The 14,389-nt window shown below is 52.6% G+C and carries 16 protein-coding genes; 11 read left to right on the plus strand and 5 right to left on the minus strand.

The annotated features are described in order from the left end of the window. Positions 1–13 precede the first annotated feature (13 nt). From LZ463_RS09045 to LZ463_RS09070, 6 genes are all read left to right on the plus strand, one after another. A complete protein-coding gene (locus LZ463_RS09045; protein WP_241455298.1) occupies positions 14–562 on the plus strand; it encodes a hemerythrin domain-containing protein in 549 nt (182 codons plus the stop codon). A gap of 30 nt (positions 563–592) precedes the next feature. Next, on the plus strand, positions 593–1,228 hold the full coding sequence (pdxH, locus tag LZ463_RS09050; RefSeq protein ID WP_241455299.1) for a pyridoxamine 5'-phosphate oxidase: 636 nt from the start codon (positions 593–595) through the stop codon (positions 1,226–1,228). A 97-nt stretch (positions 1,229–1,325) separates the two neighbouring features. Then, positions 1,326–2,456 carry an MGDG synthase family glycosyltransferase gene (locus LZ463_RS09055; RefSeq protein WP_241455300.1) on the plus strand — a complete coding sequence of 377 codons (1,131 nt, stop codon included), beginning with the start codon at positions 1,326–1,328 and terminating at the stop codon, positions 2,454–2,456. 14 nt (positions 2,457–2,470) lie between these two features. Next, on the plus strand, positions 2,471–2,968 hold the full coding sequence (locus tag LZ463_RS09060; protein WP_241455301.1) for a hypothetical protein: 498 nt from the start codon (positions 2,471–2,473) through the stop codon (positions 2,966–2,968). A 7-nt stretch (positions 2,969–2,975) separates the two neighbouring features. After that, complete coding sequence (locus LZ463_RS09065; RefSeq protein ID WP_241455302.1) at positions 2,976–3,551, plus strand: dual specificity protein phosphatase family protein; 576 nt, start codon at positions 2,976–2,978, stop codon at positions 3,549–3,551. Then, positions 3,548–4,162, plus strand: a complete 615-nt coding sequence (locus LZ463_RS09070; protein ID WP_241455303.1) for an SRPBCC family protein — start codon at positions 3,548–3,550, stop codon at positions 4,160–4,162. The genes LZ463_RS09065 and LZ463_RS09070 overlap by 4 nt, the downstream gene beginning before the upstream one ends. Before the next feature lie 43 nt (positions 4,163–4,205). On the opposite strand, the gene LZ463_RS09075 is transcribed toward LZ463_RS09070, so the two are convergent. The 5 genes from LZ463_RS09075 to LZ463_RS09095 all read right to left on the minus strand — a co-directional run bounded on the left by LZ463_RS09075 (position 4,206) and on the right by LZ463_RS09095 (position 7,695). Beyond that, positions 4,206–5,219, minus strand: a complete 1,014-nt coding sequence (locus LZ463_RS09075) for a hypothetical protein (protein WP_241455304.1) — start codon at positions 5,217–5,219, stop codon at positions 4,206–4,208. Between the two features lie 10 nt (positions 5,220–5,229). Further along, positions 5,230–5,760 carry a lysozyme gene (locus LZ463_RS09080; RefSeq protein ID WP_241455305.1) on the minus strand — a complete coding sequence of 177 codons (531 nt, stop codon included), beginning with the start codon at positions 5,758–5,760 and terminating at the stop codon, positions 5,230–5,232. 157 nt (positions 5,761–5,917) lie between these two features. Continuing rightward, positions 5,918–6,346, minus strand: a complete 429-nt coding sequence (locus tag LZ463_RS09085; RefSeq protein ID WP_241455306.1) for an HIT family protein — start codon at positions 6,344–6,346, stop codon at positions 5,918–5,920. A gap of 8 nt (positions 6,347–6,354) precedes the next feature. Continuing rightward, the gene (gene msrA, locus LZ463_RS09090; protein WP_241455307.1) at positions 6,355–6,891 is read right to left on the minus strand and encodes a peptide-methionine (S)-S-oxide reductase MsrA; all 537 of its coding nucleotides are present in this window, start codon (positions 6,889–6,891) and stop codon (positions 6,355–6,357) included. Positions 6,892–7,038: 147 nt separating this feature from the next. Further along, entirely contained in the window at positions 7,039–7,695 is a 657-nt protein-coding gene (locus LZ463_RS09095) for a DsbA family protein (RefSeq protein ID WP_241455308.1), read from the minus strand. A 123-nt stretch (positions 7,696–7,818) separates the two neighbouring features. Here LZ463_RS09095 and LZ463_RS09100 point away from each other — a divergent pair, with 123 nt between their 5' ends. The 5 genes from LZ463_RS09100 to LZ463_RS09120 all read left to right on the plus strand — a co-directional run bounded on the left by LZ463_RS09100 (position 7,819) and on the right by LZ463_RS09120 (position 14,386). Further along, entirely contained in the window at positions 7,819–8,727 is a 909-nt protein-coding gene (locus LZ463_RS09100; RefSeq protein ID WP_241455309.1) for a LysR family transcriptional regulator, read from the plus strand. 250 nt (positions 8,728–8,977) lie between these two features. Continuing rightward, positions 8,978–9,310: a hypothetical protein gene (locus LZ463_RS09105; protein ID WP_241455310.1), complete on the plus strand. Its 333-nt coding sequence runs from the start codon at positions 8,978–8,980 to the stop codon at positions 9,308–9,310. A 167-nt stretch (positions 9,311–9,477) separates the two neighbouring features. Continuing rightward, a complete protein-coding gene (locus LZ463_RS09110) occupies positions 9,478–10,845 on the plus strand; it encodes a hypothetical protein (protein ID WP_241455311.1) in 1,368 nt (455 codons plus the stop codon). Next, entirely contained in the window at positions 10,842–11,552 is a 711-nt protein-coding gene (locus tag LZ463_RS09115; RefSeq protein ID WP_241455312.1) for a hypothetical protein, read from the plus strand. Before LZ463_RS09110 ends, LZ463_RS09115 begins: the two co-directional genes overlap by 4 nt. Before the next feature lie 5 nt (positions 11,553–11,557). Then, the gene (locus tag LZ463_RS09120; protein WP_241455313.1) at positions 11,558–14,386 is read left to right on the plus strand and encodes an ATP-binding protein; all 2,829 of its coding nucleotides are present in this window, start codon (positions 11,558–11,560) and stop codon (positions 14,384–14,386) included. The last annotated feature ends 3 nt before the right edge of the window (positions 14,387–14,389 follow it).

Raw genomic sequence — 14,389 nt, forward strand, 5'->3', positions numbered from 1 at the left:
TGCAAGGCAATATGTGAACAGCTTATTCGATAGTGCACCAGGATTTGATCAGCCGCTGGCGGTACTCAAGCATTGCCATGACCGTATACGCAAGCAATTGGCCACCCTCACCCGGCTGGTCGATCATCTGCCTGTGCACGGCGCTGATGCCGAGGCGCAGCAGGCAGCCCAGGCCATACTCAATTATTTTACCAAGGCAGCGCCACTGCATCATGAAGATGAAGAAGTCAATTTGCTGCCCGAATTGACACAAACGGCGAAAGGCGAAGATGCCGAACTGCTGGCCAGCCTGCTGCCCCATATCCTGAATCAACATGAGGAAATGTCCCGACAATGGCAAAGACTGGAAGCGCAGTTGCGTAAGGTGCTGTCTGCCAGCCCGGATGCAAACACGGTTGCCAGCCTTTCGGTCAGCGACGTGCAAGCATTCAATACCTTGTACGCAGAACACATGCAGATAGAAGAAGGACAGATCGCCCCCATGGCAAAACGCCTGTTTTCTGAATCGCAAATGGCTGCCTTTGGTGCAGCCATGCAAGCCAGGCGCGGTATCGCTGCCTGAACGACTATTTGAAATTAATCAAGGAAAACCATGTCCATTGCAGATTTACGCACCGATTACCGTCAAGCCAGCCTGTCTGAATCTGATGTGAATGCCAATCCCTTCACGCAGTTCGCCAACTGGTTTGAGCAAGCGCTGAAAGCCGAAGTCGTGGAGCCCAATGCCATGACTTTATCGACAGTCGACGCGCAAGGGCGACCCAGCTCACGTATCGTCCTGATCAAGGAATATGATCAGCGCGGATTTTCCTGGTTTACCAACTATGACAGCGCTAAGGGTAATGACCTGGCAGGCAATCCCCATGCAGCCCTGCTGTTTTTCTGGCCAGCACTGGAGAGACAGGTTCGTATAGAAGGCCGGGTAGAAAAACTGACGGAAGCAGAGAACGATGCCTATTTCAACAGCCGCCCCTTGGGCAGCCGTCAGAGTGCACTGGCCTCGCAACAAAGCCAGACCATCACCAGTCGCTCTGCACTTGAACAAAGACTGGCTGCTGTTGTCAGCGAATTTGGTGAGCAACCACCAAGGCCGGCGCATTGGGGCGGCTACCGTCTGTTGCCAGAAAAACTTGAATTCTGGCAAGGTCGCAGTTCCCGCCTGCATGACCGTATCGTCTATACCCGCGACGAAGCAGGTAACTGGCAAATCTCCCGTCTGCAACCCTAAGCAACCCCAGGGGCAATGAGCGGTCACCAGCGCAAATTGGAGCCCGGTGGCCTGCTCATGGTATTCTCGGTGTTTTTCTATCATTTCACCGACACCCATGTCCAAGAAAAAAATCCTGCTACTAAGCGTATCTGCTGGTGCCGGTCATCAACGTGCTGCCGAAGCATTGAGGGCAACCGCGATACAGAATCCTGATGAGCCTGAAGTCCTCCATCTGGATGTAATGGATTTCGTCACAGCAGGATTTCGCAAAGTCTATACCGATTTTTATATCAAACTGGTCAACAAGGCACCGACCTTATGGGGCTATCTTTACCATGCCACGAATGAAGCGCAGGCCGACAGCACCATGGAAAGGCTCAGGCGCGGCATAGAAAGGCTGAATGCCCGTCCGCTGCTGCAAGCCATTACCGAGTTTGCACCTGACGTCATTATCTGCACGCATTTTTTGCCGGCAGAAATGCTGTCAAGACAAATACGTAAAGAAAGATTACATTGCCCGGTATGGGTGCAGGTTACCGATTTTGACTTACACAGGATGTGGGTACATGAATACATGGCCGGTTATTTTGCCGCAAGTGAAGAAGTGGCCGACCGCATGCGCGCCAATGGCATACCTGCTGAAAGCATACATGTGACCGGTATTCCCATCATGCCTGCCTTCACCCAAAGCCTGGACAGACAGGCATGTGCTGCTGAATTCGGCCTTGACCCGGCATTAAGGACCTTCATGCTGATGGGCGGCGGCGCCGGTCTTGGCGGTCTGGATAAAGTGGCCGAACGCCTGCTGTCGCTGCCCGGCAATTTCCAATTGATCGTGCTGGCAGGCAAAAACGCCTCTGCGTTGCAAGCCTTGCAAAAACTGGCTACCCGCTACCCTGGCCGCCTGCTGCCCCAGGGTTTTACCGACAAGGTCGAGCGCCTGATGGTGTGTTCCGACCTGGTGATCACCAAGCCAGGCGGTTTGACCACATCGGAATGCCTGGCCATGGGCTTGCCGATGATCGTCAACTCCCCCATCCCGGGGCAAGAAGAACGCAATGCCGACTTTTTGCTGGAACAAGGTGTGGCACTGAAAGCCTATGACGACATCAGTCTGGCTTACCGTCTCAACAGTTTGCTACAACACCCCGAGAAACTGGCTGATATGCGCGACAAGGCAGCTGCACTGGGGCGCCCGCAGGCAGCACGCCAGGTATTGCAAACCATACTCAATACGGGAATTTGAGAAACACCCGAACGATGAAACCTGCATATAGATCTTTTCTGCCGACCTTTGCTTTTACTGCCTTGCTGGGCCTGTTCTTTGCCCAAGTGGAGATACAAATAGAAGGAACGGCAGGCTGGGCAGTCAACCTGCCCACCTGGCGTATAGAAAAACACTGGCTGCTTGACATATTCTGGGGTGGCAGGGCCATGACTGGCTACCATGCCTGGGTCTTCCCTTTTATCGCGATGTTCTTCCATTTCCCTTTTGTCATGATGCAAACCTGGTCAACAAAGCTGGAATGTCGGGCCATCGCCAATATCATCACATTCTGGATTCTTGAGGATTTTCTTTGGTTTATCCTGAACCCAGGATACGGGCTGGAGCACTTCTCGTCCCGGGACGTGCCGTGGCATGTCCACTGGCTGCTTGGCCTGCCTACCGATTATTGGATAGGTAGCATCATGGCGATCATTCTTTACACTGTTTCGTATAAAAATCATGCTCAACAAACAGCACGTCAAACACATTGATACAGGCATGCGAGCAATTACGACTGCCTGCAAGCAAACGGTAGCAGTATTGCTGTTAGCCAGTAGCACGTCCCTGTCCATGGCAGAAGAACCCAGGCCCGTCGACTGGGCCGTGCCGGTAGCAGAAGCACAAAACCTGTTCCGCATCAATCCTGGCTTTTACCGCAGCGCCCAGCTGGAAAGCAAGGACGTCACCATGTTGCAATCGCTGGGCATCAAGACTGTGGTCAGCCTGCGCTCTTTCCATGACGACGGCAAGATACTGAAAGATTCCGGCATCAGGATGCAGCGCATAGGCATCAATACGTGGAGCATCAATGACCAGAACGTGATTTCGGCTCTGCGCGCCATCAAGGCTGCAGAAAAAGATGGCCCCGTACTCTTGCATTGCATGCATGGCGCTGATCGTACCGGACTGGTTACGGCCATGTACAGGATATTGAACCAGGCCTGGACCAGGGAAAAAGCGTTGGAAGAATTGACCAAAGGCGGTTATGGCTACCACAGCATGTGGAAGAATATCCCTGAATATTTGCAAAAAGTCGATATAGAAAAAATCAGAGCAGGTGTGAATCAACCATGAAAAAAATGAAAAAACAGTGCAACAAGGCAGCCTGTCTGAGCGCATGGCTGATGGCAGCAGCATCTGTACAAGCGGCGGGCATAGACGTCAGCAAGTTGAGTGAAACCGAAGTGCAACTGCTGGACCAGAGCAAAGCCGACAGCAATGGCAAGACCTTTGCCGCCGGTACCATATTGAATGCGCCACTGACCAAGGTCTGCTCCACCATACAAGCCTATGAAGATTATCCCAGCTTCATGCCCAATACTGCCAAGGCAAAGGTGACGCGCCAGCCCGACGAGTCCGCCCTGGTCGATTTCACGTTGAATCTGCCCTTGGGCAAGGTCAAGAAATACAGATTGAAGATGACACCCAAAGTCAGCCAGGCCAGTTGCTATCTGAGCTGGAAGATGCAACCCTGGGAGGGGTTGAAGCAGGAAGAAACCATTGCCGATACATCAGGATACTGGGATTTGTCTGCCATGACAGGCAACCCCGGCAAAACCGTTGTCAAATACCAGGTATTCACCGACCCAGGCCCGGTGCCGCTGGGCCTGGGCTGGATCGTGGACAGCATGAGCAAGGACAGCATACCAAAGATGATGGATGCCTTGCGCAACAAGCTGAAATGAGGGACGGGGAGCTGGTCAGTTCCCCGTTTTTTCGGTAGCCTGCTCAGGCCTCGGCGCTGTAAGCTGCCTTGGGGTCTTCAGTTTGTTGAGGCTTACCCTGTTGTTCAGGGATTTTAAAGCCGGCATAAGTACCCGAACTCATACCCAGCAAAGTCAGGATGCTGCCGTCAAAATCAGGCATGGCAACATGCTGTATCACATAGACCAGGAACAGTACTCCAAACAGCACATTGAACACCAGCATCTGAAAGCGATACAGCGCAAGACCTTGACCATCACTGATGATGTCATCAAAAAAGCCCTGGCTTTCACCATACTGACAATTTTTGCTGGCATCGACACTGGCAGCAGCCATATAAGTGCCGCTGCCTATACCCATGAGACCCAGTGCCTGGGTTGATATGTCGGGGATACCTTCACCGACTATCCACAGCCAGACGTAGGATGCAAACACAATGAAGAACCACCATGCCATCTGCACCCTGGCCAGGCTATAAGTCCTTTGTTGTACGGCGACAGTACCGGCAGCATCGCGCAACAGGCCGGAATCACGCCCCAGCCTCAACAAGGCATAAGCAACCGCAATAATGAAACCAAAACCTATCAGGATATATGCCGGTTGCAAGATCTGGTAACGAAAACTGCCAGTCGCCAGCACGGTATTGCCCGCACCATTATTGAAACTGATACTGAAAGGCAGGTCACGTCTGAAACCATTTTTCAATTCACGCCATGGAGACCCCATCAGGGATTCACGCTGTATTTCGTTTTTGGAATTGTCCTGCTGCGGCAAAAAGAAACTCAGCTTGTTCATTGCCGGATCATGGTCGCAATCGACAGGCTTGAGCTGGCTCAGTATGCCATTGATGCGCAGCTCAACCAGGTTAAGCTGGTCTTTAGGTACCAGTGCGCAAGCGCCTGGCACCGCTACCTGGAACAACTGGTTCAGGTGCAGGCTGACAGGTTCATCTATTTTATTGCCGGCACTAGCGGCACAAGCTACCGTGCCATACATCAGCAAAATACCAAGCAACAAACGTTGACAGATAGCAGGCATGATTTTTCCCTCAGTTGGTAACAGGTGAAACGACAGGCAGAACAAACAGGGCGCGTTCGGCGGCACGACGCTTGACCAGGCCAGGCAGGCTCTTGCCGCCAGCCAGAGTCCAGCGGCCAAACTGATCCGCCGCCCCGGCCCTGTCATTGGCATTGAGTTTTTTCAACAGAGTGGAACTGCTCAGATTACCTATGCCCAGATTGAAAGTGAAACTGGTCAGCGCACCATATTCATTGTCATTAAGGGTGACGGTGACAACCGACAGCACATCACGTCCAGCATTCATTAGATCGGCCTGCAACAAACTGCTCGCCTGCTCCGGTGTGATTCCATTCGGGTATAAGGCCCGGACTTGCAACTGGTCTGCCTGGCCTTTCAAAAAACGCCCCTGATACGTGATGGCATGGCCCCAGCCTATGGTCCAGATATCCACAGGATCAAGATAGGGGTCTATATTGGCGGTGCCAGGGTCACCGTCCGGCAATCCCTCATACAGTTTGACCAGATCGACCGTCGCCTGATTGACCTCACGAAGTGCCATCGAATTCTCCCGTTTTGCGTACGCATGTCAGCTTCGCAAAAAATACCGAAGCACGGCAGAATAATAGCAAAAAATAAACTAATCAGGAATGTATTTCATCAGGAATAAAAGCTGGATTGGAACAATGAACAAAATTGCTCAGCTTCCTGCAGTCCAGTCAAAAATTCACTGGCTCTGCTTCCAAAGCTTGCACCAGGCGGTTTGCATGGGTTTGCAAAACTTCCAGCCCCGGCTCCTTGCGCGGCCATATCAACTCCACTCCATCGCCAATGTACCTCGGTAAAACGTGCAAATGCAAATGCGGCACGGTTTGCCAGCCAGCTTCTCGATTTGCCTGCAAGATGGTAATACCTTCCGGTTCAAACACATGCTGCACGGCCCAGGCAATTTGACGGGCCGCGCGCATCATTGCCATGACAGTCGCTTCATCGGCGTCCATCAGTGTAACGAAAGGCTTGCGGCTGGCAACCAGTACATGACCTGGATTAAGCTGTCCGGCATCCATGAAAGCAAATACAAGTTCATCTTCATATACCCTGGCACAGGGCAGTTCGCCTGAGATCAGTTTTTCAAAAATGGTTGCCACATTGCGCCTTAGCCTATCAGTTTGCCGACAAACATTTTCCTGGCCTTGGCCACTTTGGGTGCGACCACGAAGGAACAATATCCCTGTTGCGGATGCTGGCGAAAATAATTCTGATGATATTCTTCCGCCAGGTAAAACATTGGTGCCATACTGATTTCAGTGACGATGGTATCGTCCCACACCATCGCCATTTCCTTAACGATCTGTCGCGCCAGCGTCTCTTGCTCTGCGTTGTGAAAAAAAATTACGGAACGGTATTGCGTGCCAACGTCGTTCCCCTGACGATTCAATGTAGTCGGATCGTGGATGGTAAAGAAAATTTCCAGCAATTCGCGATAGCTGATTACTGCCGGATTGTAAGTCAGACGCACCACCTCGGCATGCCCGGTGGTGCCAGTGCAGATTTGCTCATAAGTGGGGTTATGAACCACGCCACCAGAATAGCCGGATTCCACCTTCACGATGCCATGGATTTGCTGGTACACGGCTTCGGTGCACCAAAAGCAGCCGCCCCCCAGGGTAGCAATTTCAGTTGATGTCGTCATGGTTTTCTCCTTTATATATACAGAGTTTAGTCTGTATGCGGCCGATTTTCTTACATTTATGAAATATTTACCGTCTATGACTACGGCTTAATGTAAGCAAATGCAAACAGCATGCCCGGAGAGGGGGAGCATAATGACGCCATTAAATCAGGTCGCGGTACTCAGATTCAAATCACCAGCCCGCTCGATTTCGGCAAAAAAACTACCGGAATCCTGATAAGCGACACTGTGATTCAAGCGTACATACTGTCCCGCTGTTTCCAGAACGAATGTAGGGAAACCGCGCGCAGCAACTTTGTCGAGCAACTGTCTGGCCTGTCTGGCCTGCGCCTGCAGAGCAGATTCGGCACAGGCATAATCTTCTTTGAATGCTTGCTCTTCCAGGCCAATTTCCTGCGCCAGTCGTGTCAGCACTTTCACATCACTGACATCGGCTGCATCAACATAATGCGCATGCTGGATTTTTTCAAGCATCTGCAAGCATGTGCTGCCTGTTGCATCAACCACGCTCATGACAGCAATCGACGCAGGCACTGAGTTATAACTGAGTTCTGTGGCTGTCCTGATTTTCTGCAAATATGCAGGCCCGAAATGCACACCAGACAAAGTGGCAATATGCTGATCAGCTGCAATGATGTGCTCACGATAGCTGGCCGGAATGATATTCGCTTGGGCAAATAGCAAACCAGGGTGGAAGACCAGTGACAGCTGCTCAGAAAAATGTGCCTGCACTTTGCGCAGCAAAGGACTGGCGGCATAGCACCAGCCACACAGCGGGTCAAAAATCATATGCAGTCTTATCATTACTTTCTCCATTTAAATTGCACCATCCTTACATGGTAAGCAATAAAGCCGGCAAGAAAAAGCGCGTATGATGGAAAGTATTTTTCTAAAATACCGAACAATCCTTACTTCACTTTTCGTCACATGCATTTTGATCAACTTCGTCGCATGGCCTTGTTTGCCCAGGTAGTTCAGCACGGCTCTTTTTCCGCTGCGGCCAGGGCGCTTGATCTTGCCACATCGGTCCTGAGTGCGGCGGTCTCGCAACTTGAAGATGAACTCGGTGTGCGCCTGTTGCACAGGACTACTCGCCGCCTGTCACTGACAGAAGTGGGGCAGGCTTATTATCAACAATGCACTGAAATGCTGGCCGCAGCAGAAGCAGCGCAAGAATTGATAGCAGAAAGTTCTGGTGAAATTGCGGGACGCCTGCGTATTTCCGCCGCATCCGATGTTGCTGAAAATATCATTCTCCCTGCCCTGCTCCCCTTGACCAGGGAATATCCCCGGCTCATGCTCGATATTCAGGTGGCAGACAATATTGTCGACATGGCTGCCCAGCAAATCGATCTGTCGATACGCTCAGGCTGGTTGCGTGATTCTTCGCTGGTTGCCCGCAAGCTGGCTGACTTGCATGAAGTACTGGTCGCTGCACCAGCTTACCTGGAAAAATTCGGCATACCTGCGTCTCCACAGGACCTGCATGACCACCAGATCATCGCCCTGACACGCCTGCCTGACCCTACCACGCTGGTACTTAGCAATGCCCAAGCCGATAGCATCAGGATAAACCTGGCTTTGTCTGCCATGACCGACAGCGTGCGCCTGCTGGCCAGAATGGCGGTAGATGGCATGGGGCTGGCACGCCTGCCCAGTTATGCTGTCTCACACGAACTGAATGAGGGTACCCTGGTGGCCTTGCTGAACAACTGGAAATTGCCCGGTGCTGGCATATTTGCCGTCACCTTGAAGCGCAGCCTGCAACCACAAAAAGTCAGGGTGGCGATTGATGCCTTGAACCAGTATCTGGCAGAAAACACCAGCCAGAAATGATATGCATCAATCAAGTATGTAACGATGAATCCCATAGATTACAAAAACTTACACAAGAAGTGTAAGAGAAATAGTTAATATACGAATAAAATCTTTCACTCATTTTTAAGTGCCTGCTGGTGAAGCAAGTCTGACAGTCAGGTGCAAGCCTGGGAATTCTCCCCAAAATGAGTACGTTTGATCGCCAACACCAAAGCGGGTCTGTTGATATACAGCACTGCACAATCCTTTGCTATTCGACAAGAAAATCATGCTAATTGATGTTATCAAAAACAGTTTAAGAACCATCTTCAGGGTACGCCATGAACGCGAACTGCCACCCGCCGGTCCCAAACCCGCCTTTGGCAGCACGATTGTTTTCAAACGCTTGAAAATGCAATTGCTCGTGCCAATAGATTACGAGCAATGGGAATGGCTGACCGGTAAAGGATGGCGCACCCTGGATATGCGCCAGAATCGCCGCCGCTATTTTAAGGTCCCCAGAAAAGCAGTCACCAGGTTATTGCACGCGGCTGATCTGGAAAGAGAAGAACTGCATGCGCAAATTATTGCGCATCGCTACGACAGATCACGTCTGCATTGATTATTTGATAGCAGCACCTGGATAAGCGGCATGCATGGTTGCTCTTGCATGCCCGATAAGAAATAAACAATTTATAAATTAATATTCAGGCTATCCTTCCCCATGCATTTCCCTAAAATTACACTCTTGACAATACTCAAGCAGGCTGCAAGCGGTTAAAATGCCACATGCAAAATTTTAGTGACGATGTTCACGTCCAGACCGATGACGATCTCGCTCTGCAGACGTATTTCAAAACTGGCATTACTCCCGACGACGTTTCCGCTGTATTCCCCCTGAAGCGTGCCCAGCCTGTACTACAGGCGTTCACGGCCCTGTTTCATGGTGGGTTCAACGGTGTATTGCTGCGCCTGCTGGTTTTGCGCGAACTGGCAGCCGACGTTGAAACGCCCTCATTGAGCCGGGCTGACATCAATGCCAAACTTGGTTATCTTGAGGCGGATGCCCTGGAGACCGTCTTGTCGCGCCTGCGCACCACAGGCCTTTTGGTCTGGGATGCCAGCCAGTCGGTCTACCGGATCACACCAACGGCGCGCAATGTACTGGCAGCCATCGAATCACTGTTGCAAATAGACGAAAATAATGACCAGGCCGAGATGAGTTACATGCTGACCCAGGTCGCCGGCGCTCAGGCCGTCGGCGGCGTGTCGGTAGAGCAATTACATCACTTGCTTGGTCGCCTGATCGAACTGACGGAAGAATTCTCTGATGCGATTGCATCGGGCTCGGAATTCCAGCTACGGACGGCCCAGCAAAAGTGGCATACTGCCTGCGACTGGGTGGAAAAAGGTTCAGAGATCATCCATGCCATCACCAATGACAGCCGTGCTGACGCCGCTACCCACAGGGCAGCGCAAGCCATCGGTCGCGCCCAGAGCGCCCTGCTTAATATGCAAGGCATGTTCTCACGCGCCTTGAACCAGATAGAGCGCCAGCGCGTGCACCTGGGCCAGTCAGGTTTATCCACTACCGATATCAAGACCTGGCTACTGCAAAAAGAAGACCTGGCGGCACTGGCAGACGACGCCCTGGCACAGCCGGTAACGCCGATGTTTATCACGCCGTCCGAGATGATAGACGTGGCCGAAAGTGAATTGCTCAGCCATCGCGTATCCGCAGTGGCCGGCGCCTTGCCCACCGGTGAAAATGCCCCATCCATCGCCAACGATGACAGCGACGCCCTGCACGAACTTGATCACTGGCTGGCCTTGCTGACACAGACTGATGCGTCAGAAAAACCCGTTGCGCTGCAAGATATCCTGTTGCCGGCGAATTTTTCCATTGCTTCTTACCGCGCGTCCATGCTGCCCTTGCTGGGGGACCCCAACGAATCTGCCCTGCAGGGTGCGACAGGTATACTGGCGCGTCTGCCCCTGGTTTTCAATTCCAGGGACAAGATGCAAAAAGTCCATGACGAACATGTCGCTGCAATATCCATTGCCAGCCTCAGTGCAGCTCCTGCCACATCGGCTCCATCAGCCAGCACAATATCCGCAACAGCGGCACCGACAGCTCCAACAAGAGAAACACCATGACTGAAGATGCACAAATCCTGATCGCCCGCTTGCTGGCGCATCAGACCCTGCGCCGTGAAGACAAACTGGTTAAACGGGCGCTGTCCGATGAATTGTTCCGTACTGACATCGATACCCGTCTGAAAGCCTGCGGCATGAAGTTTGTCGACAATGTGTATGCCGACTACGTCACCCTGGCCCTGACACGCGATAGCGAGTCAAAAGTCTTTGGCACCAAAGAGACCTGGCAAAACAATAATTTTGGCCTGGCCCGTGATGGTGTCGCATTGCTGGTGGTCTTGTGGTCGCTGATCATCCTGCCTAAGCGTGAACGGCAAGAGGCACATCAACTGGCAGAAGAAGACCAGAACGACATGTTTGGCAAAGAGAAACCTTTGCCGCGCGCAGAAGACACTTCCATCGGCATCTCCTACCGCGCTCTGCTGGCCGACTTTGGCGACAAACTGGGCAAGAAAACCCGCATGGACATGAACCTGGGTCAACTGGCGCGTGTCGGTTTCATCGAGCGCAAGGCCGACCTGATCATGGAAGGCCCCCTTCTCGATCTGTTGATGGACACCGATACCCTAAAGGATCGCATCATCAATGGTGCACTGTCGGACATCTTCCAGATACCTGCACCGCGCACACCGGCCGTGCTTGCCAGCACCGAAGACAAGACAACGGAAGATGGCAGCACGGACCACACACCTAACGCAGAAGAATAAGTACCATGTTTCATATCAAATCGCTGGAGTTGGTTCATTGGGATTACTGGCAACGCATCAAGAACATCCCGCTGGATGCCAAGATCATTACCATCGCCGGACAAAATGGTTCAGGTAAAACTACCCTGCTTGATGCCTTGCGCACCCTGTTTGGCCTGGAATGCTCAATGGGTCGTTCCTATAAACATTATGCCCGCCATTCTGGACAGCAAACTGCCTGGCTGCGTGCAGTGGTCGACAACAGTGCGGTCGGTCCGCAGATCTCAAACCGGCCTTTTCGCATGTCCGGTTTGTATGAAGATGAAGTCACGCTGTTCTGCAAAATAGAAAAAAATGGCGGTGACTGGAAACGTCAATACCTGATGCGCAGTGGCAAGGTAGAGATTGAAGACGTACAGGAAGCCAATGACTGGCTGGGAGTGGAAAGCTACCGCAAACGCCTGGCCCATGCCGGTCTGTCGAATGCCATGGGCAAAGTGCTGGCACTGGAACAGGGCGAAACAGACAAACTCTGTGAATATGCGCCGCGCCAGCTGCTGGACCTGGTATTCCAGGTGTTTGGTGACAAGGAAGTGCTGGATGCCTATGATGACGCCAAGCGCCATCAGCGCGATACAGAAACTGAATTGCAACGCTTTGAAACCGAGCTGGAAGGTGCAAAAACCAACCTGGAAGGTTTGCGACTGCGCGTTGCCAATTACCATCAGTATGAAAGTCTGGGCAAGGAAAAACGTGACCTGCAGGAAGAAATCCTGCCGACCATGCAATACCATGAAGCCCTGGCTAAAGCAGCAGAGACCAGTCAGTCCCTGCGTGCCAGCAAACGCTTTTTGAAAACCCAGGACATTGCCCTGTCCGAACGTCGCCAGCACCTGGCGCAACAGGCCCAGCAGGTCAGCGATGCCAAGCAAGCGGAAGCCGCACTGGAAGCAGAAGAATCTTCATTGCGCGAGAAACTGCAGCAGATCAACAGCAAGCTCAAGCCACAAGAAAGCCTGTTGGAGCAAAAAACCCGTTTGCAAAAACTGGCTGCCGAAGCGGATGCCGATGTCGCCAATATTGCGGATGATCTGGAGAAAAAAGAAGCCGAACTGTCACGCCAGAAGCTGGAACGTGACGCCCTGACCCAGCGCATCGCGAGCGAGATGGAAACCATCGCTGCGTTGCAAGGCAAGTCCGCCCTGCCCGACCCGGAAAACGTGCGCCAGATGCGCCGTGCCTTGACGGAAGCCAATATCCCGCACTGCATGCTGCCCGAGATCGTCGAAGTCACCGATCCAAAATGGCAGGCTGCGGTCGAGGGTGTCTTGCGTGGCTATACCTCGGTCATCCTGCTGGACAAGGCCACCGATGCCGCCGCTGCTTACCGCATTGGCGAAAAGCAGCGCTACAGCCACTTCATCGTACCTGACCGTATCAGTGCGCCAGTGGTCAAGGACAAGAGCCTGCTGTCTGTCGTCAACTTTACCGGCCAGGCGCCAGGCTGGCTGATCGAGCAGTTGCAGCGCATTGATACCGTGGCTTCGATAGAACTGGGCATGAAACTGCCCAGGAGCCAGGAATGGATTACACCGGACGCCTATCATTTTGAACGTCGTGGCGGCCGCTCGCTCTTTGTTGAAGTATCGCGCTATCGCTTCGGCAGCGCTGGCCGCACCCAACGTCTGGAAGCCTTGCAGAAGTCCTTGCCACGTCTGCAATCACAAGAAGATGTACTGACCATGCAGATCAGCAAACTGGCCGGTGAAATCAGCGCATACAAGGCGCGGCTGGCCGGTGTTGATGCAGCAAAAGAGTTGAGCGCGCGTCATGCAGAATTTGAAGAAGCCAGCCGCAATACCCAACCGCTGAAGCAACAGCGCATGGAGGTGGGTGGTCGACTTGGCGAGATTGCTCCCTTGTTGAAAGCAGCGACAGAACAACGCTCCATCGCTCACCTGAAATGGGAACAGGCCAAGGCGGCAATAGCCGATGCCGAAGCCCAGTTGCGTACCTCAGAAAAACGCCATGCGGAAGAGCGCAAGGAACAGTTTGAGACCCTGCGCGCCATGCGCAATACCTGGCATACCTTGCCGCAAAACTGGAAACGTGCATCCCATCGCAAGGACCTGGTAGCCGAGCATGAAAACGTCCACCAGATAGAATTACGCATCCGCAGCCTGACCAATAACCTGGCCCGAGATGACTGGGAAACTGACTCCACCGTAGTCGATCAGTACACCCGTCTCAATGCCTTGCTGCAAGGCCGCCAGGCAGAAACGGACGAACGTCGCTACCAGAACAACCGCGCGATAGAAGCCACCGTCAACGCCCGCGCTGCCTATATGGACAGGCTGCGCTTCACGATCAAGTCTTACAGCAAGAACATCAAGCAACTCGGCGAGCTGGCCGGCATAGAAGTACACACCGACCCGGTCAAGCTGGAAAACGATGACATACAACTGGCTCAGGCCGGTTTGCATGTGCGCTTCAAGTTTGACGGCAAGGGCCCGATAGGCATGAATGATGGCGAGGCATCAGGTGGCCAGCAGGTCATGAAATCACTGATACTGCTGATCGGCTTGCTGAAGTCTGACGACGGTTCCGGCGGCTTCGTCTTCATCGATGAACCATTTGCTCATCTGGATATACGCAATATCCAGCTGGTCGGAGAATTCCTGAAGAATACGGATGCCCAGTACCTGATGACTACGCCGTTGACACATAACACCGATGTCTATGATCCTTCGGAATTGACGCTGATCACCAGCAAGAAGAAAAAGGATACGGAATGGGCACAGCCTATTTTTGTCTTGCAGCGCAAGGTGGAAAAGCCGAAAGACGCACGAGCATAACGG

Source organism: Undibacterium paludis (assembly GCF_022568815.1).
In the GTDB taxonomy this organism is placed as follows: Bacteria; Pseudomonadota; Gammaproteobacteria; order Burkholderiales; family Burkholderiaceae_D; genus Undibacterium.